Here is a 25,184-nt window from a genome sequence, read left to right as displayed (position 1 = left end):
AGCTTTGCGCTAAACGGTCATTACGGGACGCCAAGCGGTCAATTCAGTTTTTCAATTAGAAAATCTTTGACCTGTTTTTGATATCTGCGACTGACGGGAAGCTGTTTTCCGTTCTTCATCTGAACATGATATCCGTCCTTATCGACGAATGATTCCAGATAATTTTCATTGACGGCATGGGACCGGTGAAGTCTGATGAATTTATCCGGATTTAGCATATCCAACAGCGATGATAATGGTTGTCTGTGAATATAGGTATCCCCACCCGCCGTGATACAAAGATAATCACCTGCGACTTCAACCGTTTCAATTTTTTCAACATCAATCATATAGATATTATTCTTGTCTCTGATCCCTAATCTTTTGAGATATGATATTGATTTAGACGGTTTATTATTTTTTGCACTGCTTATTTGAACCGATCTGTTTTTCACACGTTCAATGGTTTCTTTAAAAAGTTCGTCATTGATCGGTTTTAACAGATAATCAAGCGCATCTACCTGAAAAGCTTCAACTGCGTGATCATCATATGCGGTCACAAAAATAATCATGACATCCGCATATTCTGATAATTCTTTCGCAGCATCTAAGCCGTTCATTCCCGGCATATTTATATCAAGGAAAATTAAATCCGGTTTTAATCGGTCCACCAGTAATACTGCATCATTGCCGTTGTCGGCCTGACCGACAATTTCAAAACCATCCTCTTTTTCAAGGCGTAAAATTATGTTTTCTCTGGCAAGAATTTCATCATCAATTATTAATGTTCTTATCATTGATCAAAACTGTCCATCGGAATGGTTATAGTCACTTTAAATTCTTCAGCATTACTAACAATATCCACGTGGGCTTTTTCCCCATAAAAGACGGCAATACGTGCTTTTGTATTATCAAGCCCGATACCATGTTTTTCATTTTTCACGTCCTGACCATTTTCATGATCTCTCGCGGTATTTTTTACATAAATGACAAGTGTGTTCTGATTAAGACGGCTACCGATTTCAATCATGCCCCCATGAATATTGTAATTAATGGAATGCTTAATGGCATTTTCCAAAAGCGGCTGCAGTATCAATCTTGGAACCAGAAAATCATTGGTATCTTGTTCATTTGAAAACCGAATATCCAATTTATCTTTAAAACGCACCTTTTCAATTTCAAGATATTTGGCGGCGCTGCTTATTTCTTCTTTTAAGGTGGTGCTATATTCATTTTTATTTTTTAAAGACTGTCTTAAATATTCACTTAATTTCGCGACCATTGATCTGGCCTCACCGACATCCTCTTTCATCAGCATGGTATCAACGCTATTCAAGACATTAAAAAGAAAATGCGGGCTAATTTGTTGATGAAGTTGTTTGATGATCGCTTCTTTTGCCTGCAATTCTGCCTTCGCTGCGCGCGCCTGTTGATCTTCGTATTTAATATAAAACAGGATTAACAGATACCCGATGCTCCACGCCAAGAGCTGTATGAATGATGACATTCCCCCAATAATATATTTGAAAAAGTCAATTTCCTTTGGCTGTTTACCAAGTAAAATATGGATATCAATATAATTGAATGTATATCGCCAAATTACCGCGACAATCATTGCACAAAAAAGGGCAATGATACATTGGGAATAAAATTCTTTATCCTTACATTTCCATAATATTAGCGCCAGAAATGAACTACAGATAAAGCCACCGGTATTATAGACAATGTACCATGCTGGCTCAGGCGGGGTATATTGATCATAACCAACCCATATAAGGCGGAATATCAAACCATATAAAACCCAAAGCACAATTTGGATTGCATAAAAATATCCCTTATGTGGATCTAAATATTTTAATGCTTTATGGTTCATAGATGCTGTTTCAATTCTAAAATATTAATCATAGCTAAAAATAAATAAGGCCCGCTATAGTAACGAGCCTTAATCATAATCACTATATATTTTTTTATTATGCTTCGTTAAATGGCACCACTTTTTGGTCAATGCGGCCAAAAATTGTGTTTCCATCCGCATCAAACATATCGATTTCAACACGGTCACCAAAGCTCATAAACGGTGTTGTCGGTTTTCCGTCAGCAATGGTTTCTAGACAACGCACTTCTGCAAGACAGCATGATCCATCATGAGAACCTTTATTCGATACGGTACCGGAACCAATTACAGTACCCGCCACAAGCGAGCGTGATTTTGCACAATGTTCAATCAGTTCCGCGAAATCAAATGTCATATCAATACCGGCATTTGGTGAACCGATTTTTTCACCGTTTAAAATTGCATGTAATGGCAAATGTACTTTTGCACCGTCCCATGCATCACCCAATTCATCAGGTGTCGCAAACACAGGCGCAAATGCCGTCCATGGTTTTGATTGATAAAAACCAAATTGTTTCCCAAGTTCCGCCGGGATCAAATTACGCAATGATACATCATTTAAAATTGAGACAAGCTTAATATGTTTTTTGGCGTCTTCACCCTTTGTGCCTGCTGGCACGTCGTCGGTAATTACCGCGACTTCGGCTTCAAGATCGATGCCCCATTCTTCCGATCCGGCCTCAATATCGTCACATGGACCAATAAAAGCATCAGATGCCCCCATATAAACAAGTGGATCTTCCCAAAAACTTGGTGGTAATTCTGCACCACGTGCCTTACGCACCAATTCAACATGGGTTACATAAGCACTGCCATCAACCCAATGATAAGAACGCGGCAGCGGCGCATCACATTCACACGGGTTAAAATCACTGCCTTCGACATCACCATTTTGCAGCGCATCATAAAGCGCGACCAACTTTGGTTCAGTGTTTTCCCAATCATCCAGTGCGGCTTGCATGGTCGGGGCAATATCACCCGCACCCACATATTTTGAAAGATCTTTTGATACGACGACCAGCTTGCCGTCTCTACCCTGTTTTAATGATGCCAGTTTCATGGTTTGCTCTTTCTTACAAATTATATAATATTGACCTATTGAATTGATGAATATATAATAGTTACAAATGAAACTAATTGCAAGTAAATTATAAAAAAGAAATCAAAATGACAAAAAACACACTGCTTCTGGAAGAATTTTTACCGTATAAACTTTCCTATCTTACCAATTTAATCAGTAGTGATCTTGCAAAACTTTACACCGAAAAATTCGGCATTGCCCATACGGAATGGCGTGTGATGGCTGTTCTCGGTGTATCCAGTGGTGTTTCGGCAGGATTGGTTGCTGAAAAAACCGCAATGGATAAGGTGGCCGTAAGTCGCGCCATCAATAACATGATTAAAAACGGTCTAGTCACCCGTTGTTTTTCAGATGACGATAAAAGACGTTCCGAACTTGCCCTATCTGAAAAAGGACAAGAAACCTATAAAGCGATTGTGCCAATGGTATTAAAATATGAAAATGAAATACTTCAATCCCTAAGCAAAAACGAACAGGAACAATTAACCAATATCCTTACCAAGTTGACAGGCTATATCAGGGAAAAATAATTACCCTTCGCTTTCGTGAATACAGCGGTCAATAATATCCGATGAATTTTGATCAAAATATTGGTCAAAGATCGTCGCAATTGCACGAAGGAATGGCTTGCCGCTTTCGGTAATTCTAAATGAATTGCCGTCACGAACCATATAATCCGCATCAACCAGCTTCGACAGATCATCAATTTCTTTATCAAAGTTATAATGAATGCCATGTTCCATCGCGACTTTGACTGGATCAACTTCGAAATAACACATTAATGTGGAAATAACGTCACGGAACATTTTATCGTGACCATCAATTGCAAGCCCTCTCACCACTGGTGAAGCCCCCCCTGTTACTTTTTCGACATACTCTTTGATTGATGGAATATTCTGCGAATACCCATCAGGTAGGCTGCTTATAGCAGAAGGTCCAAAACCAATCAAGCTATCCGCTGCATCATCCGTATATCCTTGGAAATTACGTTTCAATTTTCCATTATCATATGAAACAAATAATTGATCATCCGGCAATGCAAAATGATCAAGGCCAATTGAACGATATCCGCTTTCTTTTAACATTTTGCTGGCCCATTCAAATTGGGCTTGTCGATGTTTCTGTTCCGGAAGGCTGTGTTTACCAACAAGCTGTTGATGTTTTTTCATATGCGGCACATGCGCATATCCAAATAACGCAATCCGGCTCGGTTTAAAGGCAAGCGTCTTCGCCACTGTTTCAGTGATTGTTTCAATGGTTTGATAAGGCAAGCCATAAATCAAATCAAAATTAATACGTTCAATACCACTATCACGTAGGTAACCCATCACTTCTTCGATTAGTTCCTCGCTTTGGATGCGATTAATGGCTTCCTGTGTTTTGATATTGAAATCCTGAATACCAAGGCTGGCACGGTTTACACCCGCTGATGCGTATGCCTTGATTTTTTCCTGGTCAACCGTACGCGGGTCGATTTCCACCGCGAATTCTTTTGCGTCACTGATGTCATAACATTCTTTAAGAACATCAATCAGTGATAAGAAATCATCCGGTTCAAGTATGGACGGCGATCCACCGCCAAAATGAATATGGCTTACTTTTAAACGGCCCGTTTTCTTTGCCGTTTGTTTTATTTCATTTTTCAGTACTTCAAGGAATTTTTGTACCGGTTCATATTTATTGCTGATTGTCGTGAAACAACCACAGAACCAGCATAATTTATCACAATAAGGAATATGGAAATATAGGCTGACCGGCTCACAAATCGGAAGCGATTTAAACCATTCATCATTTTTGCTGCCATCCATCGGGCCAAATTCAAGCGCGGTTGGATAACTCGTATACCTGGGCAGGCGTTTTGGACGCGCCGCAGTATTTACCTTGTTTTTAAGCACTGTTTTCTCCTGAGTCATGCTGACTTTATAGGAGAAAGGCTTTTTAAAATAATTGATCTATGTCAGAAAAGCGGGATTTTTATTAAATTACTTAAATGCTTTGAAAGTCATAATCGTAAAGGTATCCTGAATACCTGGAACAGTTTGCACTTTTTCATTGATAAAACGGCCAATATCAATGTCATCTTCAAGGTGAAATTTGATCATCAGGTCAAAAGCGCCGGAAATGGAGTATAGATCTTCTGTTTCCTCGATATTATCAACAAGCGCTTCCGCTACATCATAGACTTTACCGAGTTCACATTTAATTTGTACGAAGATATTTTGCATGACTTTAATTCCATTTCCAATTGATAGCGCATCATAAAAAACTTTGTATTTTTATTCAATCATTGTTTGACAATACAATTTAATAATTGTTCGAACAAAACCAATTATTCGTATAAAAATCATAACGATATACTTGATATTTTTATTTTAACCGATACCTTATACATCACCTAGAAATGTAATTTCGCAATAGTTAATATAAAGGAAGTAAATGAAGAACCTTCAACAGATAATGTTGCCGATAGTTGCTATCATAATATTATCTTTTGGGAGTTTTTTCATATTTCTAAATTCGCAGATAAAAAATGTCGACCTTATCTCCTTAAATAACAACGAACGCGTTTTACAGATTCACATTAATCAAATTAAATCTAATTTGGCTATTTTAGCAGCAGATTCCGCATGGTGGGACGATGCTTATACCAAAATGTTCGTCGCATATGATCCCGAATGGGTACATAATAGTATTGGGGAAACAGGAAAAACAATTGATGATATCGATACCGCATTTTTATACGGCGTAGAAAATCAAGTGTTATATGAATATTCAATTGATCATGCACCAAGCGCCGACCTTTTATTAGATACAGGATTAGAAGATTATCTAAAAACCTTAGAGGTTAGTGATTATTACAATCCTTTAATTTTTTCAGGGATTATTCAAAAAAATAAACGCCTCTTTTTATTTGGCGCTAGCCTTGTTCAACGCTCGCAAAATACTGATCAAACAACGATAAGCCCTGAAAGACGGCCTGTACTTGTGTATGTGTACGAAATCACCCAAGCCCGTCTTGATAGCTATGGTACTAATTTTGACTTAGAAGGACTTCAAATAAATTCTGATGAAGATGCAATGGAGAATTTTTTATCAATAGATGAAAACCTCTCTCCTTTACTTTTTGCCGATGATGACCAGCTTTCTATTATTTGGGAACCAAAAAGACCAGGGTCAGACCTGATACAAAATATTCTTTTGCCCTTAACCATTGTCATTTTACTAACGATAGCCGCACTTATATATTTCTATCTCAATGTATCAAAATTATTTTCTGCATTAGAAAATGCTAATCAAACTAAATCAAGTTTCTTAGCAAACATGAGTCATGAAATTCGCACTCCTTTAAATGCAATTATTGGCTTTAGCGACTTATTAATGACAAAAGATAAAAACCCCACTTTAGCCAAAAACAAAAATGAATATCTTGGTTACATTAATGAAAGCGGCCAACATTTGTTGGGTATTATCAATGATATTCTTGATATTTCAAAAATTGAAGCAGGCCAAATTGAAATCCTGGAAGAAGATGTTGATGTAATTGAAGTTTTAGAAAACTGTATTGCAACCATGTCTGTTATGTCAGACCAAAGCGGTGTATTAATAGAGACCGAATTACAAGAGATGAACCTCATCACGGATCAAAAATTACTTCGCCAGATTGTTCGAAATATCCTTTCAAATGCAATAAAGTTTACGCCTTCCGGTGGAAGTATCTCTATCAAAAATGAATGTATAAACGGCCATTCATGTATAATAATTTCAGATACAGGAATAGGCATGAGCGAGGACGAACTTAAAGTGGCACTAGAAGAATTCGGACAAGTACAATCCGGCTATTCCAGAAGTTTTCAAGGTACAGGTTTAGGATTGCCATTGGTTATTAAATTTATGGACTTGCTTGGTGGCAAAATGACCATTCATTCAGAAAAGGATGTTGGTACAACTGTTAAGTTAGAATTCCCAATTGATTGACAGTATTATCATAGAAGCACTAAAGATTACCCATATTTGCTCGGCAGATCGGTCTTGTTTTTAAGGGCTTTCAACACGTCATCAGGGTTTGACTGACACCAATAACGAAACATCAATTTAGCGGGTTGATCAGTAAAAATGGTGTTAATTTTTTCATTTGCAGAAATCAGAAAATGAGGAACTGACCATTGTTGCGCCAAAACACCTAAGCAGTGAAGGTCATTGTCCCCTGCATAAATAATCCACGTTGCTTTTCCTCCGGAAATTTTCGGTAACGGGCATGCATCTTGTGCGATTTGCAATAATTCAGATACATCCGAATTGCCGGATAGTTCAACCGAAACACCATGATCATCCATATCATCCGCTGGATGCACGCTATCACGGTCAATTTCGATCATTATCATTTTAAGGGCTTCCCGACATTATTTTAATCAACGCTTTTAATATATTTCGTAATTTTTCTACTTTATCCTGATCAAATTCATTACTCAATTCATTCATATAAGTGATCTGGGAAATTTCCAGCTGTACGGCATGGATTTGATTTTTGGGATCCCCGTAATGGCGGGTGATATAGCCGCCCTTGAAACGGCCGTTGAGCACACTGCTATAATCAGACGTGCGCACAATATTTTCTAACTTTTCCACAAGGGCATGATCCGCCGATATGCCATTGCCTGTTCCAAGGTTTAAATCCGGTAATCGACCATCAAACAGTTCCGGAACGTGGCTTTTGATGGAATGGGCATCCCAAAGACGAACGTAACCGTGTTTTTCTTTTAATCGGCGCAATTCCTTTGCAAGCATTTCATGATAAGGAAGCCAGTATTTATTAATCCTGTCTGCTTCATCGATCTCATAACCATCCTGATAAAGCGGATCACCATTAAACGTATGTGTTGGGCAAAGGGTCGTTACCGTTTGCCCGGGGTATAGGCTAACCCCATCCGTACCACGGTTAAGATCAACCACATAACGGCTATACTTCGCGCCGATAATGGTGACATCCATTGCCCACAAAAAATCATAAAGACGGTCAATATTCCAATCGGTATCAACCATTTCTTTTCCCGCATCCGTCATATGGGCCTTGATATCATCTGGAATTTCAAGACCAATATGCGGCATACTTACGATCAGTGGACTTTCGCCCTTTTTATAATGAAATGCTTCCATTACATATTTCCTGACGGCAAGATATCCATAATATGATCCGAGAAATCACCACCAAGCACCATATTTGTGGCCTGATCCATGTCCGGCGCAAAAAAGCGATCCACCGTATAATGCGGTACTTTATCGCGGATTTTTTTATGTACTTTTTGAAGTATCGGTGATGTTTTATGTGGCGCCCTGAAATCAACGCCTTGCGCCGCCGCCATCAATTCAACACCAATCACCGTCGCACTGTTAAAGGCAAGATCGGTTAATCTACGCGCGCCATAGGTGGCCATGCTAACGTGGTCTTCCTGATTTGCGCTGGTGGGGATGCTATCGACACTGGATGGGTGGGACATGGTTTTATTTTCAGAAACAAGCGCCGCCGCCGAAACTTGTGCGATCATAAAACCGGAATTAACCCCACTGTTTTTCACGAGGAATGCGGGTAAGTCGCTCATTTTCGGATCAACAAGAATGGAAAGCCTGCGTTCTGAAATGCTGGCGATTTCACAAATTGCCATCGCCAGAATATCCGCTGCAAAGGCAACCGGTTCCGCATGGAAATTACCGCCAGAAATCACGTCCCCATTATCGGTGAAAATAAGCGGGTTATCTGTTACCGCGTTGGCCTCGATCAATAAAGTATTCGCTGCATTATTAATAATATCAAGAGCCGCACCCATGACTTGCGGTTGGCACCTTAATGAATATGGGTCCTGCACCTTTTCGCAGTCATGATGGGCAAGATTAATTTCACTGTTCTTAAGTAATGAAAGATATTTTTTAGAAACCGTGATCTGCCCCGGTTGGCCGCGGGCAATATGGATGCGTTCATCAAATGGCGCAACGCTGCCCATTAAGGCATCGATGCTCATTGACCCTGCTACAACGGCGGATGCAAACACATCTTCGGCTTGAAATAGTCCTTTTAACGCAAGGGCGGTTGAAACCTGTGTCCCGTTTAAAAAGGCCAGCCCCTCTTTTGAACTAAGGGATAATGGCTTAAGTCCACATTTTTCTAGTCCCTCTTTCGCGCTCATGCGTTCGCCTTTTAATCTAACGAACCCTTCACCCATAATCGCGGCTGTCATATGGGCAAGCGGTGATAAATCACCGGACGCACCAACCGAACCCTTTCGTGGGATTTCCGCAATGATTCCCGCATTGACAAATTTTAAAAACGTTTCAATGGTCGATGCACGAATGCCTGAATATCCTTGCGCGAGACTTGAAATTTTAAGCGCGTAAATCAGGCGTACTACATCATCGGTTAACGGCCTTCCCACACCTGTACTGTGGGATAACACTAAATTAGTTTGAAGCAGCTCCAGCTCATCATCAGCAATTGATGTCTGTGCAAGAAGTCCAAACCCGGTGTTAATGCCGTAAACGGTTTTACCCTGATCGGTGATATCATCAACCACCTTACGGGAAGCTCTAACCACATCCCATGCGTCATCATTTAAGGAAAGGTTTGCTTCATTACGGTAAAGACCACGTAATTCTTTCAGCGTCATCTGACCCGGATTGATTTGAAAACTCATCTGATTATCCCTCCATCATCGGTAGGTTTAAGCCCTTTTCGCGGGCACAATCTTTGGCAATTTCATAACCCGCATCAGCGTGGCGCATCACACCCGTTGCCGGATCATTCCAAAGCACACGGCCAATACGCTCAGCGGCTTTATCCGTTCCGTCACACATAATCACCACGCCACTATGTTGTGAGAAGCCCATACCAACACCGCCACCATGGTGAAGCGATACCCACGTTGCACCACTTGCCGTATTAAGAAGCGCATTCAGCAAAGGCCAATCAGAAACGGCATCTGAACCGTCCATCATGCTTTCGGTTTCACGGTTCGGGCTGGCAACCGATCCGCTATCCAAATGATCTCGGCCGATGACAACTGGTGCTTTTAATTCACCGTTTTTCACCATTTCATTAAACGCGAGACCTAACTTATGACGTTCACCAAGACCAACCCAGCAAATACGCGCCGGTAACCCTTGGAACTGAATACGGTCACGGGCCATATCAAGCCAGTTATGTAGATGCGGATTATCAGGGATAAGCTCTTTTACCTTTTGATCGGTTTTATAGATATCTTCCGGGTCACCGCTAAGCGCCGCCCAGCGGAACGGCCCGATACCGCGGCAGAATAGCGGTCTTACATATGCGGGTACAAATCCAGGGAAATCAAACGCATTTTCAACGCCCTCATCAAAGGCCACTTGGCGAATGTTATTACCGTAATCAAAGGTTGGAATGCCCATTTTATGATATTCAAGCATGGCTTCCACGTGAACGGCCATTGCTTTTTTGGCCTCTAATTCCACTTCCTTGGGTGCGCTTTCAATTTTGCTTTCCCATTCATCAACGGTCCATCCTATTGGAAGATATCCATTTACCGGGTCATGGGCCGATGTTTGATCGGTTACCGCATCCGGCTTAATGCCTCGCTTGATCATTTCAGGGATGATTTCCGCTGCATTACCAAGCAGGCCGACTGATACCGCCTCACCCTTACTGGTGGCATCATTAATCATCGCCATGGCTTCGTCCAGTGTTTCAGCGCGTTTATCCAGATATCTTGTACGTAGTCTGAAATCAATTCGGTCACTGCGGCATTCGATGGCAAGCATCGATGCACCGGCCATGGTCGCAGCAAGCGGTTGTGCGCCACCCATACCGCCAAGGCCGCCTGTTAAAATCCATTTTCCTTTTAAATTGCCATCAAAATGCTGACGGCCCATTTCAACGAATGTTTCGTATGTGCCCTGCACGATCCCTTGGCTGCCGATGTAGATCCAGCTGCCGGCGGTCATCTGGCCATACATCATCAAACCCTTTTGATCCAATTCATTGAAATGATCCCAATTGGCCCAATGTGGCACAAGGTTTGAATTGGCGATTAATACGCGCGGCGCATCTTCGTGGGTTCTAAAAACACCAACCGGCTTGCCGGATTGAACGAGTAATGTTTCATTTTCTTCTAAGTTTTTAAGACTTTCCACAATCTTATCAAAACATTCCCAGTTTCTGGCTGCTTTTCCGATACCGCCATAAACAACCAGATCTTCCGGACGTTCTGCAACATCCGGATCAAGGTTATTCATCATCATGCGCAGTGGCGCTTCCGCGGCCCAGTGTTTTGCATTTAATTCTGTGCCAGTTGGCGCCTTGATAATTCGTGTGTTTTTACTCATTTTTTTCATCCTGTATATACAAGTTAAAATTTCAGACTAATTCCATGTCCGATTCTTTATAAAATTAAAAATTATTCCGGTTTAAATAACCCTGATAGCTCATACCGTGAGCCGGGGTGGTAAAGTTTCGCTGTTGACGCCACTTGGCCCTTTGTCCAGGTGCGTCTTTCCACAAGTAAACATGCATCATCATCCGACATATCAAGCAATTCTTTTATGCCCTGGGTCGGAATAATGGCCTTCACAATATGTTCCACTTTTTGCAGTGGGGCTTTTTTAATTAAGTATTCATATGGTGTTTGTTCGGTGTAATCCTGTTCGCCGTAACCCGGTACGATCCTCTCATTCACAAGGCGGTCTTCGAGCTGAATAGGAATACCTTGTTCTTTATGTACAATTTGTGTGTGGGTTAATTGATCACCGACCTCAATATTCATAATGGTGGCGATTTTCTCATTGGCTTTAATGACTTCGACCTTTAGCACGTCTGCGGAATGTTCATGATGTCGGGCACGGATTTCATCGGCGATGTTATGAATTTCCAACGGATTGCTTTTGGCCCTAAGTTCCGCAACAAATGTCCCCACGCCCGCTACACGGATCAAATATCCTTCATCGGTAAGCTCACGTAATGCACGATTCGTCGTCATGCGTGAAACGGAGAATTCCTTCACCAATTCATTTTCAGAGGGCACTCGCATGGAAGCACCCCATTCGCCGCTATCAATACGGTCAAGAATGTGGTTCTTGATTTTCAGGTATAATGGTTCTGACTTTACGTCTGTGGTCATTATGGTCTCCTATGAACCGATAAATTATGCACTTGTATATACAGCTTAGTCAAGATGAATTTTCAATCGTTCCACAACGGCTTTAAATTTTTCGAAAATCCGCACTTCGCTGATATGATGGTAATCATTGATGACATGATTGCCACCAACGAAAACATCTTTAACAACATTCTGATTTCCATTAAAAATAAATCGGTCGATAATGTTTTTATCCGGCGTTCCAACCATGGTGGATTTGTTATCATCAAGCACGATTAAATCAGCGCGCTTTCCAACCTCGATCACACCATTATTAAACCCGCTTGCTTGCGCGCCGCCCATTAACACCTGATTATAAAGGTTGGTTCCCGTATGAATTTCATCTTCATTCACAGCAATGTTGCGCCCCTGCTTTGATAAACGCTGACCATATTCAAGAAGGCGTAATTCTTCGCTGACACTTATCGACACATGGCTATCGGATCCGATGGCCATTGTTCCTTGTCTGTCCAAAAATTCTGTTAATGGAAATAACCCGTCCCCCAAATTTGCTTCTGTGGTTGGACAAAGTCCCGCAACCGCGCCCGACGCCGCAATCATACGGGTTTCATCATCATTTAAATGGGTCGCGTGAATGAGGCACCATCGATCATCCACATCAACATTATCATAAAGCCATTCAACGGGCCGTTTTCCAGAAAATTCAATTGAATCATTCACTTCCGCCATTTGTTCGGCAATATGAATATGGATGGGGCCTTTGCATTCGGTGTTTTCAAGCACGTCTTTCATTGCCCCTTCGGGTACGGCACGTAAACTATGAAAACATGTACCAATATGCTGGTTATCATTCAGTAGTTCCAAATCATTCTGAAGTTTTAAATATTCATCAACCGAAAGGCCAAATTGTCTTTGCCTGTCATTGAGTGGCTGATCACCAAAGCCGGACGACATATAAAGCACCGGTAAATGACATAAACCAATACCCACATCATGGGCCGCCGAAAGTATCGCATTTGACATTTGAACCGCATTTCTTCTTCCGCCATGAAGATAATGAAATTCAGAAACGCTGACATATCCGGCCTTTAACATTTCCATATAAAGCTGCGCCGCAATCGCACGCAAATCTTTATCGGAAATAATGCCCGCAAACCGGTACATAATATCCCGCCATGTCCAAAAGCTGTCTTCACTTGATGTTGAATATTCTGCAAGGCCCGCCATCGCACGCTGGAACGCATGACTATGGATATTATTAACACCCGGCAATGCAAACCCGGCAATGAAATGGCCTGATGTTTCAACATTTTCATTTATCGAATGAACGATGCCCGCATCATCAATATCAAGCTGGACATTATCTGCCCATCCGTCCTTTAAATATGCCTTTTTTAAGAATATACTTTTCATTTACGATGCTTCTGGATATAGTTGTATATACAAGTTAGCTTAACTCAAATATTTTAATTGTCAATTCGAAACGGAACAATCGCAAATGGCCGATAAAATCTGGACCAATGTCAATCTAATCACCATGCAGGATAATGGGCACGCTTACGGCCTTATGGAAAATGTATCGATGGTGATTGAACATGATTATATCGCATGGATCGGACCGGAAGAAGAAATCCCCAATCATTATGACTATGAAATGGAAAGCACAGATGGCGATTATATGACACCGGGGCTTATCGATTGTCACACCCATCTGATTTATGGCGGAAACCGCATTGATGAATTTGAATTAAGGTTAAAAGGGGCATCATACGAAGAAATCGCCAAATCCGGCGGCGGCATTCTTTCTACCGTAAACGCAACGCGTGCCGCCACCGAAGGGGACCTAATCGAAAGCGCAAAGAAAAGACTTACTCATTTCAAATCTGAAGGCGTCACCACCATTGAAATTAAATCCGGATATGGTCTTGATCTGGATACGGAATTAAAAATGTTATCTGCTGCCCGTGCGCTTAACATTAGTCCCGCAATTGACGTGATCCCTACTTTCCTTGGTGCCCATGCCTTGCCACCGGAATTTAAAGATAACCGTCAGGGTTACATCGATTTAATCGTAGAAGAGATGCTGCCAAAGATTGCCGAATTGAACATGACGAAAGCCGTCGATGGCTTTTGTGAAAATATCGGTTTTACTTACCCCGAAATGGAACAAATTTTTACCCGTGCCAAAGAACTTGGGTTTGATTTAAAACTTCATGCGGAACAGTTATCCGATCAACAAGGCGCTGCACTCGCGGCAAAATATGGCGCCCTTTCCGCCGATCATCTGGAACATTTAACGGAAGAAAGCATTATCCAAATGAAAGAAGCGGGTACCACCGCAGTGCTACTTCCCGGTGCATTTTATTTCTTGCGTGACACAAAATGTCCGCCCATTGATCTTTTAAGAAAGCATGATGTTCCAATGGCGGTTGCAAGTGACAGCAACCCAGGATCATCACCCGCCCTTTCATTAAAGCTGATGATTAATATGGCAACGACGCTGTTTAAATTAACACCGGAAGAGGCGCTCGCAGGTGTCACCAGAAATGCAGCAAAGGCCCTTGGATTAAATGACCGCGGTATGATTAAAGAAGGCATGCTCGCTGATCTGGTCAGATGGGATATCAGCCACCCGGCTGAACTCGCTTATCACTTTGGTGGTAATCAGGTAAAAGCCGTTTATAAAAACGGCGAACAAGTTCTTTAAAGCCAAACTATTTTAAAAACCTTGCGACATTTAAGCCCGCATCATCAATACCGATTTCTTTTATATCATCCGGAATATCATGGCCAAGTACCATGGACGCGGCAATGCGTGATAACGCCGGTGACGTCATGATGCCAATCCCTTCTTGTCCTGCAAGCCAGAAAAAACCTTCCGCCTCCGGATCATACCCAATGGCAGGGTAACCATCTTTGGTCCGGTTACGAAGACCGGCCCATTTATGATCAATTTTGCGGACCTCGATGTCTGTGCATTCCTGAAAATAATGGGCTGCGTATGCCACATCAATTTCTTCTGGTTGTGCATCACAGGGTTCCGATAATGTTTTATCACAAGGACTAATCAATACCTTACCTGCATCCGGTTTGAAATAAAATACTTCCGCAAGTTCATTGATCATTGGCCAGTGATCAATACTATCTATTCCCGCTGGCGCGTCGATGGTAATCACGGTGCGTCTTAATGGCTCGATACCGATTTCCTTTACCCCTGCCAATTGGGCTATTTCATCAACCCACGCCCCCGCAGCATTGATAATAATGGGTGCTGAAAATTCACCACTTTCTGTTTTAATAATCCATTGATCACCAGTTTTATCAATTTCAACGACTTTGCTATTTGTATGAAGATCTGAACCATTTGACCTTGCCCCTTTTAAGTATCCTTCATGCAGGGCATGGACATCAATATCGGCAATTTCATTTTCCATGATAAAGGCAAGATCACCATAATTTTCATTGAGTATAGGAATTAATTTATTGATTTCTTGTTTTTCAATAAGCCTAACGTTATCGGATTGTTTTCTTAGTTTTTCATAAGCTTGGGTAAGTTTTTCACGGTCACTTTTCGGGGCGATATAAATCATATCACGCGGATGAAGCAGATCATGTTCTGTAAAACCATCCGGCGGGTTTCTTAAAAACTTCCCACTCGCCAGAACAATTGCACGGATAATTGGATCGCCTCCACCATATGTGGTTTCAAAAATGGCGGCACTACGCCCCGTGGTGTGATAACCGGGCTGACTTTCTGCTTCTAGGATAATCGCCTTTCCATGCTTGCTAAGCTCATAAGCAACAGAGGCGCCAGCAATGCCGGCGCCTATGATAATAAAATCAGATTTGATCATTCTTGTTAAATAAATCCGTATCCTAGGAAATCAATAATCAGGTAACCAACCACAATCGGTACCACAAACCTGATGATCGCACGCCAGAATTTAAACAATGTACTGTCACCAAGCCCAAGTTCCTCGAGCGCCTCTTTACGGTGCATAATCCAACCAAGGAAAATTCCGGCAAACAGTGAATTAAACAGCATCATTCCATTTGCCGACATATATTCAAGCAAGTCCATGATGTTCTTGCTCGCGACCGTATCATTAAATGTCAACAGGCGCACATCCGACAGCACATTCATTGAAAGGGCCGATAGTGCAGCCAGACACCAAAGTCCAAAACCAACAACAAGTGATGCTTTACGGCGTGTGAAAATACCACGTTCTTCAAGGTTAGAAACCGCAGGTTCAAACAGTGAAATTGTTGATGTAATCGCTGCAAAGGCAAGAAGCAGGAAGAATAAAATTCCAAATACCTGACCAAATGGCATTTGATCAAAAATCACTGGAAGCGTCACAAACACAAGATTTGGACCACTATCAAGTTCAAGACCATTCGTAAAGATAATCGGGAAAATCGCAAAACCGGCAATCAATGCCACAAATGTATCCGCAAATGCCACACCACATGCAAGCTTTGGAATGCTTTCATTTTTCGGCAAATATGAACCATATACAAGCATCGTCGCACTACCCAAAGAGAGCGAGAAGAAAGCCTGTCCTGTTGCTTCAAGCACGGTTTTCATATTGATCTTTTCAAAATCAGGCGTGAACATAAATTCAAATGTTTCTTTGGTGCCACCATTAAAGAAGGAATAAATCACCAGTGAGACAAGGATTAAGAAAAGCATCGGCATTAAGATATTAACGGCTTTTTCAAGGCCCGCTTTAATGCCACGTGAAATGATAAAGGCCGTGATACCAACACTTAATGTCATCCAGAATATAAGCGTACCCGGGCTTTCCATCATATCGGCAAAAACGGCCTGCGTCTGCCCTTCCTGAAGGTCACTAAGCTGTCCGGTAACAATGCTGACCACATAATTCAACGTCCAGCCGGCAATCACAAAGTAAAAACCTAAAATGCCAAGTGGGGTTAAAATACTGGTAAAACCGATAAATTTCCAAAATGGTTGGCTTTTCTTGCCTTCTGAAAGCTCGGTGAATGCTGTTACTGGTGGTAATTGTCTTCTACGGCCAATGGTGAGTTCCGTCATTACAAGCGGAATACCAAAGAATAAAACAATCCCCAAATAAAGGATTACAAAGGCGCCGCCGCCATTTTCACCAACCACATATGGAAAACGATAAATATTGCCAAGGCCAACCGCGCTACCAATCGCAGCAAGAAGAAACGCCGTACCCGACGACCATTTTTCCTGAGTTACATGTGCCACTTAAAACTCCCGATAATTATTTTTATATAAGCCCCTAACGTAATGGTTCATAACTAGTACGTCCATAAAATAATTGTGCCTTAATTTCGGCACATTTGATTTCTAATTTTTTCACAAGGGTTCATATTCTATTTTAATTCGGGGCATGGCACGACCTCTCATCTCAGAAACCCGCATTATCGAAAAAATAGAAATCATAATATCCTAAGGGGGAATTAGGGATGATAGAATTATCAGTAAACGGTAAAAGCTTCTCATATGATGGTGATGAAGATATGCCACTGCTTTGGTTTATTCGTGAGAATGCTGAATTAACAGGGACAAAATATGGTTGCGGCATTGGTCAATGTGGCGCCTGCACAGTTCATATTGACGGCGAAGCGGTCAGAAGCTGCACCATACCAATGGCTGAAGCTAAAGATGCTGATATCAAGACCATTGAATCAATAAGCGACGGTGAAAAACTTCATTTCGTTCAACGCGCTTGGATTGAAGAAGATGTTCCCCAATGCGGTTATTGCCAATCCGGGCAAATCATGGCAACCGTAAAATTCTTGGAAGAATTCCCAAACCCCACCAATGAAGACATCAATAATTACCATACCAATATTTGTCGTTGTGGTTCTTATGAAGAGATGAGGCGCGCTATTCATTTGGCCGCGAAGCTTAAGTCGGAGGGGGCCGCATAATGGATATTTCAAGAAGATCATTTTTAAAGGCCACGGTAACCACAACAGGAAGCCTGCTTGTTTATGCCCATATTGGTGCACACGCGAATCCAAAAGGACGTGATGCGAACCCTATGCCTATCATTGAAATGGCGCCAAATGGCGATATTACTTTCATCAGCCCAAGATCCGATATGGGACAAGGATCGTTAACATCTCTAGCGCAAATCGTGCTGGATGAAATGAATGCAGATTGGGATAAACTTGTCGCAACCAAAGAAGCAACTGCATCAAGTGCTGACGTTTACGGTGATGATCTTGTTACTGTTGGCGCGATAAGTATGTTTGAAGGTTGGAGAACTTACCGTAAAGCAGGCGCCAGTATGCGTGAAGGTTTTAAGTTGGCCGCATCCGGACTTTGGCAAGTTGACGTCAACCGCTTAACAACCGATAAAAGTAAGGTGATTGATCCAGAAAATGGAAAAATATTTCATTATCATGAACTCATTAACAGCCTGACGGGTCTTTATTTACCTAATGATCCTGAATATAAAACAAAAGAACAGTCAAATCTGATTGGTAAACCGTTCCCGCAACTATTTCCGAATAAACGTGTCACTGGCGAAGCGATATACGGTATGGATATTCATTTTCCAGGGTTAAAAGTAGCAATGGTTGAGCGTTGCCCCACTTTTGGAGGAACATTGAAATCCTTTAACAGTGAAGATGCGATGAAGATTAAAGGCGTCCTTTCTGTCGTTGAGATTTATAACGGGGTTGCCGTCATCGCCGAAGGATTTTGGGCCGCTAAAAAAGGGCGCGATGCCCTTATAATAGAATGGGATCATGGTGAATTAAAAGATACTTCGTCAGCATCCCTTAAACAAATGCTGAAAAGAAATTTGGATGAACCGCCCGTTGACAAAAACCCAGAACCGGGTGAAGCAAAAACCGTCCTTCAACAAGAAGGCGGGAAAAAATTAACAGGCGAATTTGATTTCCCTCTCGTAGCTCATGTTACTATGGAGCCGATGAATACAACGGCATGGGTCACAGATGATAAATGCGAAATCTGGTCTCCTACGCAAAGCATGATTATAGCCCAGGAAGAAGTTGCAAAACTTCTAAATCGTCAGACAAAAGATATCACATTCCATCGCACCCTTTGTGGCGGCGGATTTGGCAGACGAGCACAAGAAGACTTTGTTCTGGAAGCCGTCGATGCATCAAGGAAATCTGGCTACCCTGTAAAGTTAATCTGGACGCGAGAAGATGATATGCGTCATGATTATTACCGTTCTTGCAGCACCATGAAAATCGAAGCCAAAATGGATGATGATGGAAAATTACTTGCATGGGATGCCGATCTTAGTTTCATAAACACAAACCCGTATCATTTTATTCCTGAAAATCGAGGTACGAGAAGAGGGAACGGCATTGGATTAGCGGGCATTGATCCCGCTTATAATATTCCCAATAGATATTTAGAGTTTGGCATGCTCGACCTTCCTATTACTGTTGGAATTCTTCGTGGCATATCTCATGGATATACAAATTTCTCCATTGAAGTCATGATTGAAAGGCTTGCAAAAATTGCCAATAGAGACCCGCTTGAGCTTCGTGCAGAGTTATTAGTTGAAAATAGGCGAGCTCACACTGTTATTACCGAACTTCAGAAATTAAATTCTGAAAACCCCGTAACAGAAGGAATGTCCCGCGGGTTTGCTTTTGCATATGAAGGTAGGCCAGTTATAGATTATCAATATTATAGCGCCCATATGGCTGATGTCAGAAAACTGGATGATGGCCAAATTAAAGTGCATAAAATATGGGTTGTTGCCGACCATGGTCGCATCATTAATCCTCACGGATTCAAAAAACAAATCAACGGATCAATATATTTTGCCCTTTCAATGATGCGTAGCGGTGAAATTACCGTAAAAAATGGTCAGATTGAACAAGGCAATTTTGATGATTATCCGGTTTCCCTAATCGGTGAAGGGCCAGAAAAAATTCACATTAAGCTTCTGGATAATGGTGCACACCCAATGGGATGCGGTGAAAAAATGCAAGCTGGAATTCAGCCAGCCATCGCAAACGCCATTGAAAAATTAACTGATGAAGAAGTAAACGGTATTCCTATCAAGAACCTAGCATAAACCTGCTGCTATAAAATTATCGTTTCGCAGCGTTGGCAATACGAAGACAAGCACGTGCGCATATCGCCTCAACCGGCATGCCTGTGGTTTTACAGTCTTCTTCTGCGGCAGATGTAATCGACATGGCACTGGCAAGTCTGCCAGTCGTCCATTTTGAAAGATCCGCTTTAAATCTGCGGGCTTCCATCGCGAATACTTTTGGCACGAGTTTTCCCATGGCTTGATCCGCAGAAAACCCCTGGTCCATATAGCCGCGTGCGAGATGCATACGGTTAATTTTTCTGGATAACGACCTAAGCACCGCAATTGCATTTTCGCCGCGGTTAAAGGCTTTAAAAAGCGTGTCATCAAGCCGTTTCAAATCACCACTGATTGTGGCACTTGTGATCGTGTCAATGCTAAGTGCACCGCTATCACCAACACATTTCGCCACATCATCAAGCGTCACCATATCGCTTTCACGTTTGCCTTGTGGCCCCATATAAATAGCAAGTTTATTAAGCTCGCTTCTGGAAACAAGTCTGTCACTGCCAAGATTCATTTGTAAAAATGACGCCGCATCGGGATCAATGGATAATCCATTTTCCCGCATGACTTCATGAATAAGTGCATCAAGTGATGCTTGGTTATCTTCATAACAAGGAATAGCGGCAGCATTTTTTGATTTTTCAAAAAGTTTCCGAAGCCCCGATGTGGGCCTTAAATTACCTGCTGTGATAACAATCAGTCCATCCCCAACCGGATTTTCAAGGAAATTTGTTGCGGCCTTTGTTGTGTTTTCAGCTGCACCTTCAACACGGATTACGCGCCTGCCGCCCATCATTGAAATGGCAGCTACTTCATCAGCAAGGATACCCGGTTCAGATTTCAATGTATCAGGGTCAAGGTTCGCGACCAGAAATGGATCTTGAAGATCTTCAACCACCTGTTTGGCAATTTTCGTTGCACGTTCTCTAACAAGTCCTTCATCCGGGCCAAAGACCAATACCGCCTGATATTGTGGTGACAGGGATTTAATCTGCGCATCAATATCACGGTAGCCAATCTTCATTAAAGTGTTCCCTGATTATTACTTAAATAGGTACCGATTCTGGTAACGACTTGATTGGCGGCCTCTTCCGCGAGCCTTTCAAGTGACGATTGTCTTGCCGTCATGTTTGATAAATCCGACTGAACCAGATCATATGTCACAATGGCTCTCGCGGTGCCGTCCATAATCGGTTCATCACTGGCCACATCAACAAGCTGAAAAGCAACAGACAGTCTTAAGTTTTGCAAAGTTACAGATTCGTCTTCCCGGATACCGTATCCTTGCTCAGTGACTTCATACATCGCTTTTAAGATATATTGTGTTTCACCGCTTTTGCTTAAGGGGGAAATACGATCTTTCAGATTATTCTCAATCAGTTGCGAAAGGCGTTCTTGCCTTCCAGCCGGACTTCTAACCGGATCAACCTGAATATTCGCCATTACCTGCGCAAGGCTCGATGAATTCGAAGAACCTTGCCCGTACATCGGTTTAAATCCACAAGCAGCGAGCATAACGATTAATGATATGCCGAGTACTGATCTTATGGATTTAAATATTACTTGCATTAACGGTCCTATATGGATGTTTCCTAGACAACGATATTAACAATTTTGTTTGGCACGACAATGATTTTACGGATTTCCTTGTCACCGACAAATTGCTGAACTTTTTCAGACGCAAGCGCAAGCGCTTCAAGTTCTGTTTTGTCCATATCTTTGGCAACCTCAAGTTTATCTCGTAATTTGCCCTGAACTTGAACCACCACAGTCACGGATGATTCTTGCATTAATTCAGGGCGCGCAACAGGCCAGGCCGCATCAGAAATTAATCCTTCACCACCAATAAGTGTCCACATTTCTTCTGATAAATGCGGCATCATAGGTGCGGTAATTAGAATGATTGTTTCTATCGCTTCATAAAGCGCATATTTATCACCATCTGATCCATCCGGTTTAAACGCGGCAATCGCATTGGCAAATTTATAACACTGCGCAACCGATGCATTGAAATGGAAATTTTCAATATCTTTACCGATTTGTTCTATCGATAGATGCGTCATGCGACGAAGGTCTTTTGCAGCTTTGCCAAATTCTTTTGGCTCTTCCATACCGATCGCACTTTCATCAAGCGATGTCGTGACTGTACGCCATAGACGTTGAGTGAAACGCCATGCGCCTTCGACGCCTTCTTCCGTCCATTCAAGGTCACGTTCCGGCGGGCTATCTGATAGCATGAACCAACGGGCCGTATCTGCACCGTAAGTATCAATAATCGCTGTCGGATCAACCACGTTTTTCTTGGATTTTGACATTTTCACCGAACGGCCGACGGTAATTTCTTCGCCGGTTTTGGTCAAAACATAACTGCCGTCAGATTGTTTGGTCAGATCTTCCGGGTTAACCCAGTCACCATTTTTATCCTGATAAGTTTCATGGCAAACCATCCCTTGAGTAAAGAGACCGTCAAACGGTTCCTTAACATCACAAAGACCCACTTCTTTCATCGCACGTGTATAAAAGCGTGAATATAATAGATGAAGAATAGCATGTTCGACACCACCAACATATTGATCAACCGGAAGCCAGTAATCACCGGCTTCTTTATCATATGGTGCATCTGAATGCGGTGACGCAAAACGGGCGAAATACCACGAACTATCAATAAATGTATCGAAAGTATCCGTTTCACGAACGGCGGGTTTCGAACAATTCGGACAGTTAACATGTTTCCAGGTTGGATGATGATCAAGCGGATTACCCGGTTTATCAAAGGTGATGTCTTCTGGTAACACAACCGGAAGATCAGCTTTCGGTACAGGCACCACACCACAATCATCACAATAAATCATTGGAATTGGTGCGCCCCAGTAACGCTGGCGGCTTACGCCCCAATCACGAAGACGGTAATTAATTTTGGCTTCACCAAAACCGCCCCCTTCACCAAGGGCAATGACTTTTGCTTTCGCATCTTCAACGGCCATACCGTCAAGGAAATCCGAATTGCCAATAGTACCGGCATCCGTATAGGCGACATTTTCAATAGCAAATGTGGATGGGTCTTCGCCATCCGGAATAACAACCGCCTGTACATTAAGGTCATATTTACGTGCGAAATCAAGGTCACGCTGGTCATGGGCAGGACAACCAAATACAGCGCCTGTTCCATATTCCATCAACACGAAATTCGCCACATATACAGGCAACTTGCAATCATCAATGAATGGATGCTGCATATGAAGATCAAGCTTAAAGCCTTTTTTCTCTGCCTTTTCTAATGCTTCTTCACTGGTGCCTAATTTCCGGCACTCTTCGATAAAATCTGCGAGCTCTGAATTCTCTTCGGCGATTTTTAAACTTAATGGATGATCCGCAGCAATCGCAACAAATGACGCGCCGAAAATCGTGTCAGGTCGCGTAGTATAAACGGTTACTTTTTCATCATTCTCGCTAGCCGAAAACGTCAGCAACATACCCTTGGATTTTCCGATCCAGTTTTTCTGCATGGTGCGAACTTTTTCCGGCCATCTCGGCAGATTATCAAGTTCAGCATCAAGATCGTCTGCGGCATCCGTAATTTTTAAGAACCACTGATTTAATTTTCTACGTTCAACCACCGCGCCACTGCGCCAGCCTTTACCGTCAATAACCTGTTCATTTGCAAGAACCGTATTGTCTACAGGATCCCAGTTCACCCATGATTCTTTACGGTAAACTATGCCTGCTTCCATGAAATCTATGAACATGGCTTGTTCTTTACCATAATATTCTGGATCACAAGTCGCCAGTTCACGCGACCAGTCAAAAGAAAAACCAATTCGTTTTAACTGGTTTTTCATATGGTCAATATTTTCATATGTCCATTTGGCCGGGTGAACATTATGTTCCATCGCCGCATTTTCTGCAGGCATTCCAAAAGCATCCCACCCCATTGGATGAAGAACATTAAATCCTTTTGCGCGCTTATATCTGGCAACAACGTCACCTTGCGTATAGTTACGCACGTGTCCCATGTGAATTTTACCAGATGGATACGGGAACATCTCAAGCACGTAATATTTTGGTTTTGAACGATCTTCACCGACTTTGAACGTGTCTTTTTCCGCCCAAATTTGTTGCCATTTTGCCTCAGTTGCACCGGCGTTATAGCGTGTCATTACTTTTACTCTCTAGAAAATAAATATATTATTAGAACGACGTTACAGGCGCATTATCGCGGCGAAGCAGTCTTGCCTGAATTGTAATTGCCTGAACGATTTGTGATGCTGCATTCGGACGTGGTTCAACAGATACCCAGTTACCGTTTTGCATAGTTTCACGGTGCACAGTTACGTTCATTGAATCAGCACGTAGTTCACTGCCTACGATATAGACATCAACTTTTGTTCTTTCATTTGCATCAGAAGGGTTAACTTTCCAGTCTGTAATAATAATACCACTTGTTGGTTCTGCGGAAACCAACGGCATAAAAGAAAGTGTGTCCAGAGCTGCGCGCCAGATATAGGCATTTACACCAATTGTATAAACTTCTTCAGCCGCAGTAATATTCATACGCGGCTCACCAATTTCACTACGCGTATCACAACCAGATACCAAAATGGTAGAGAATATCATCAATATTGTCGCCAGACTTTTCATTGATACTTCCTGCAATTTATTCATTTAAAATATTTTCCTTTGATACATGCATCATATGAACGTGTCATGAATGCCATCACATTTTGTTGCATCATAACCATTGCAACTTGTTAGATAAAGCTGTTTATCGGCTTTTGCACATGTTTTTATTGTTTCACCAAAAAAAAACAGTTTTTTATGAGAGCATATTGAAATTATATATTAATTCTATATACTTAGAGGATGAGTCGTAAAATACGATTTAAAAAATAATGAGAATTTCACAAAGTCAAAAACTGGCAAATATTGCTAAGTTCTTGATTTATAATGTGTTATGTAAATTATATTGGTTTGGAAAGTGACTTTTAATTGCGGTAAAATACGCTTGTTAGCGACTGTTA

Annotated in this window: 22 protein-coding genes; 5 read left to right on the top strand and 17 right to left on the bottom strand. The window is 41.9% G+C overall.

The features are described 5' to 3' along the window. Positions 1–38: 38 nt before the first annotated feature. From KW060_RS00525 to KW060_RS00515, 3 genes are all read right to left on the bottom strand, one after another. Complete coding sequence (locus KW060_RS00525) at positions 39–776, bottom strand: LytR/AlgR family response regulator transcription factor (RefSeq protein ID WP_249036521.1); 738 nt, start codon at positions 774–776, stop codon at positions 39–41. Beyond that, entirely contained in the window at positions 773–1,852 is a 1,080-nt protein-coding gene (locus tag KW060_RS00520; protein WP_249036520.1) for a sensor histidine kinase, read from the bottom strand. Before KW060_RS00520 ends, KW060_RS00525 begins: the two co-directional genes overlap by 4 nt. A 97-nt stretch (positions 1,853–1,949) precedes the next feature. Further along, complete coding sequence (locus KW060_RS00515) at positions 1,950–2,933, bottom strand: fumarylacetoacetate hydrolase family protein (protein WP_249036519.1); 984 nt, start codon at positions 2,931–2,933, stop codon at positions 1,950–1,952. 107 nt (positions 2,934–3,040) lie between these two features. Between KW060_RS00515 and KW060_RS00510 the strand changes: the two genes are divergently transcribed. Next, complete coding sequence (locus tag KW060_RS00510) at positions 3,041–3,484, top strand: MarR family winged helix-turn-helix transcriptional regulator (RefSeq protein ID WP_249036518.1); 444 nt, start codon at positions 3,041–3,043, stop codon at positions 3,482–3,484. Here KW060_RS00510 and hemN read toward each other — a convergent pair whose 3' ends face one another. Both hemN and KW060_RS00500 read right to left on the bottom strand, forming a co-directional pair. Continuing rightward, the gene (hemN, locus tag KW060_RS00505) at positions 3,485–4,849 is read right to left on the bottom strand and encodes an oxygen-independent coproporphyrinogen III oxidase (RefSeq protein WP_249036517.1); all 1,365 of its coding nucleotides are present in this window, start codon (positions 4,847–4,849) and stop codon (positions 3,485–3,487) included. 87 nt (positions 4,850–4,936) lie between these two features. Then, a complete protein-coding gene (locus KW060_RS00500; protein ID WP_249036516.1) occupies positions 4,937–5,179 on the bottom strand; it encodes an Lrp/AsnC ligand binding domain-containing protein in 243 nt (80 codons plus the stop codon). 211 nt (positions 5,180–5,390) lie between these two features. On the opposite strand from KW060_RS00500, the gene KW060_RS00495 reads away from it, so the two are divergent. Beyond that, positions 5,391–6,929, top strand: coding sequence for a sensor histidine kinase (locus KW060_RS00495; RefSeq protein ID WP_249036515.1), 1,539 nt, complete (start codon positions 5,391–5,393; stop codon positions 6,927–6,929). 26 nt (positions 6,930–6,955) lie between these two features. Here KW060_RS00495 and KW060_RS00490 read toward each other — a convergent pair whose 3' ends face one another. The 6 genes from KW060_RS00490 to KW060_RS00465 all read right to left on the bottom strand — a co-directional run bounded on the left by KW060_RS00490 (position 6,956) and on the right by KW060_RS00465 (position 13,486). Continuing rightward, positions 6,956–7,336 (bottom strand): hypothetical protein, encoded by a 381-nt coding sequence (locus tag KW060_RS00490; protein WP_249036514.1) that lies wholly within the window; start codon positions 7,334–7,336, stop codon positions 6,956–6,958. A 1-nt stretch (position 7,337) separates the two neighbouring features. After that, positions 7,338–8,108 carry an N-formylglutamate deformylase gene (hutG, locus tag KW060_RS00485; protein ID WP_249036513.1) on the bottom strand — a complete coding sequence of 257 codons (771 nt, stop codon included), beginning with the start codon at positions 8,106–8,108 and terminating at the stop codon, positions 7,338–7,340. Next, positions 8,108–9,637 carry a histidine ammonia-lyase gene (hutH, locus tag KW060_RS00480; RefSeq protein ID WP_249036512.1) on the bottom strand — a complete coding sequence of 510 codons (1,530 nt, stop codon included), beginning with the start codon at positions 9,635–9,637 and terminating at the stop codon, positions 8,108–8,110. The genes hutG and hutH overlap by 1 nt, the downstream gene beginning before the upstream one ends. Before the next feature lie 4 nt (positions 9,638–9,641). Beyond that, positions 9,642–11,303 (bottom strand): urocanate hydratase, encoded by a 1,662-nt coding sequence (hutU, locus tag KW060_RS00475; RefSeq protein WP_249036511.1) that lies wholly within the window; start codon positions 11,301–11,303, stop codon positions 9,642–9,644. Between the two features lie 71 nt (positions 11,304–11,374). Then, positions 11,375–12,094, bottom strand: coding sequence for a histidine utilization repressor (gene hutC, locus KW060_RS00470; RefSeq protein WP_249036510.1), 720 nt, complete (start codon positions 12,092–12,094; stop codon positions 11,375–11,377). 45 nt (positions 12,095–12,139) lie between these two features. Further along, positions 12,140–13,486: a formimidoylglutamate deiminase gene (locus KW060_RS00465; RefSeq protein WP_249036509.1), complete on the bottom strand. Its 1,347-nt coding sequence runs from the start codon at positions 13,484–13,486 to the stop codon at positions 12,140–12,142. A gap of 85 nt (positions 13,487–13,571) precedes the next feature. Between KW060_RS00465 and hutI the strand changes: the two genes are divergently transcribed. After that, on the top strand, positions 13,572–14,780 hold the full coding sequence (gene hutI, locus KW060_RS00460; RefSeq protein WP_249036508.1) for an imidazolonepropionase: 1,209 nt from the start codon (positions 13,572–13,574) through the stop codon (positions 14,778–14,780). 7 nt (positions 14,781–14,787) lie between these two features. On the opposite strand, the gene KW060_RS00455 is transcribed toward hutI, so the two are convergent. After that, the gene (locus tag KW060_RS00455) at positions 14,788–15,927 is read right to left on the bottom strand and encodes an NAD(P)/FAD-dependent oxidoreductase (protein ID WP_249036507.1); all 1,140 of its coding nucleotides are present in this window, start codon (positions 15,925–15,927) and stop codon (positions 14,788–14,790) included. Positions 15,928–15,932: 5 nt separating this feature from the next. Then, positions 15,933–17,312 (bottom strand): sodium-dependent transporter, encoded by a 1,380-nt coding sequence (locus KW060_RS00450; RefSeq protein ID WP_249036506.1) that lies wholly within the window; start codon positions 17,310–17,312, stop codon positions 15,933–15,935. A gap of 221 nt (positions 17,313–17,533) precedes the next feature. Between KW060_RS00450 and KW060_RS00445 the strand changes: the two genes are divergently transcribed. Together KW060_RS00445 and KW060_RS00440 are read left to right on the top strand one after the other, a co-directional pair. Further along, entirely contained in the window at positions 17,534–18,001 is a 468-nt protein-coding gene (locus KW060_RS00445) for a (2Fe-2S)-binding protein (protein WP_249036505.1), read from the top strand. Beyond that, a complete protein-coding gene (locus KW060_RS00440) occupies positions 18,001–20,139 on the top strand; it encodes a xanthine dehydrogenase family protein molybdopterin-binding subunit (protein WP_249036504.1) in 2,139 nt (712 codons plus the stop codon). Before KW060_RS00445 ends, KW060_RS00440 begins: the two co-directional genes overlap by 1 nt. Before the next feature lie 16 nt (positions 20,140–20,155). Here KW060_RS00440 and holA read toward each other — a convergent pair whose 3' ends face one another. The 4 genes from holA to KW060_RS00420 are packed head-to-tail and all read right to left on the bottom strand — an operon-like array spanning position 20,156 to position 24,828. Next, complete coding sequence (holA, locus tag KW060_RS00435; protein ID WP_249036503.1) at positions 20,156–21,190, bottom strand: DNA polymerase III subunit delta; 1,035 nt, start codon at positions 21,188–21,190, stop codon at positions 20,156–20,158. Beyond that, complete coding sequence (lptE, locus tag KW060_RS00430; protein ID WP_249036502.1) at positions 21,190–21,735, bottom strand: LPS assembly lipoprotein LptE; 546 nt, start codon at positions 21,733–21,735, stop codon at positions 21,190–21,192. Before lptE ends, holA begins: the two co-directional genes overlap by 1 nt. Before the next feature lie 23 nt (positions 21,736–21,758). Then, positions 21,759–24,323, bottom strand: a complete 2,565-nt coding sequence (gene leuS, locus KW060_RS00425) for a leucine--tRNA ligase (protein WP_249036501.1) — start codon at positions 24,321–24,323, stop codon at positions 21,759–21,761. Positions 24,324–24,354: 31 nt separating this feature from the next. Beyond that, complete coding sequence (locus KW060_RS00420) at positions 24,355–24,828, bottom strand: DUF3576 domain-containing protein (RefSeq protein ID WP_249036500.1); 474 nt, start codon at positions 24,826–24,828, stop codon at positions 24,355–24,357. Positions 24,829–25,184: the final 356 nt, after the last annotated feature.

The organism is Pseudemcibacter aquimaris, from assembly GCF_028869115.1.
GTDB lineage: Bacteria > Pseudomonadota > Alphaproteobacteria > Sphingomonadales > Emcibacteraceae > Pseudemcibacter > Pseudemcibacter aquimaris.
Note: the sequence above shows the minus strand (reverse complement) of the source record. Positions and strands in the feature narration are given on the sequence as shown.

Bases quoted from the DNA above. Each gene is read 5' to 3' on its own strand.
- KW060_RS00525 (WP_249036521.1), bottom strand. From the start codon at position 776: ATGATAAGAACATTAATAATTGATGATGAAATTCTTGCCAGAGAAAAC.
- KW060_RS00520 (WP_249036520.1), bottom strand. From the start codon at position 1,852: ATGAACCATAAAGCATTAAAATATTTAGATCCACATAAGGGATATTTT.
- KW060_RS00515 (WP_249036519.1), bottom strand. From the start codon at position 2,933: ATGAAACTGGCATCATTAAAACAGGGTAGAGACGGCAAGCTGGTCGTC.
- KW060_RS00510 (WP_249036518.1), top strand. From the start codon at position 3,041: ATGACAAAAAACACACTGCTTCTGGAAGAATTTTTACCGTATAAACTT.
- KW060_RS00500 (WP_249036516.1), bottom strand. From the start codon at position 5,179: ATGCAAAATATCTTCGTACAAATTAAATGTGAACTCGGTAAAGTCTAT.
- KW060_RS00495 (WP_249036515.1), top strand. From the start codon at position 5,391: ATGAAGAACCTTCAACAGATAATGTTGCCGATAGTTGCTATCATAATA.
- KW060_RS00490 (WP_249036514.1), bottom strand. From the start codon at position 7,336: ATGATAATGATCGAAATTGACCGTGATAGCGTGCATCCAGCGGATGAT.
- hutG (WP_249036513.1), bottom strand. From the start codon at position 8,108: ATGGAAGCATTTCATTATAAAAAGGGCGAAAGTCCACTGATCGTAAGT.
- hutH (WP_249036512.1), bottom strand. From the start codon at position 9,637: ATGAGTTTTCAAATCAATCCGGGTCAGATGACGCTGAAAGAATTACGT.
- hutU (WP_249036511.1), bottom strand. From the start codon at position 11,303: ATGAGTAAAAACACACGAATTATCAAGGCGCCAACTGGCACAGAATTA.
- hutC (WP_249036510.1), bottom strand. From the start codon at position 12,094: ATGACCACAGACGTAAAGTCAGAACCATTATACCTGAAAATCAAGAAC.
- KW060_RS00465 (WP_249036509.1), bottom strand. From the start codon at position 13,486: ATGAAAAGTATATTCTTAAAAAAGGCATATTTAAAGGACGGATGGGCA.
- hutI (WP_249036508.1), top strand. From the start codon at position 13,572: ATGGCCGATAAAATCTGGACCAATGTCAATCTAATCACCATGCAGGAT.
- KW060_RS00455 (WP_249036507.1), bottom strand. From the start codon at position 15,927: ATGATCAAATCTGATTTTATTATCATAGGCGCCGGCATTGCTGGCGCC.
- KW060_RS00445 (WP_249036505.1), top strand. From the start codon at position 17,534: ATGATAGAATTATCAGTAAACGGTAAAAGCTTCTCATATGATGGTGAT.
- KW060_RS00440 (WP_249036504.1), top strand. From the start codon at position 18,001: ATGGATATTTCAAGAAGATCATTTTTAAAGGCCACGGTAACCACAACA.
- holA (WP_249036503.1), bottom strand. From the start codon at position 21,190: ATGAAGATTGGCTACCGTGATATTGATGCGCAGATTAAATCCCTGTCA.
- lptE (WP_249036502.1), bottom strand. From the start codon at position 21,735: ATGCAAGTAATATTTAAATCCATAAGATCAGTACTCGGCATATCATTA.
- leuS (WP_249036501.1), bottom strand. From the start codon at position 24,323: ATGACACGCTATAACGCCGGTGCAACTGAGGCAAAATGGCAACAAATT.
- KW060_RS00420 (WP_249036500.1), bottom strand. From the start codon at position 24,828: ATGAATAAATTGCAGGAAGTATCAATGAAAAGTCTGGCGACAATATTG.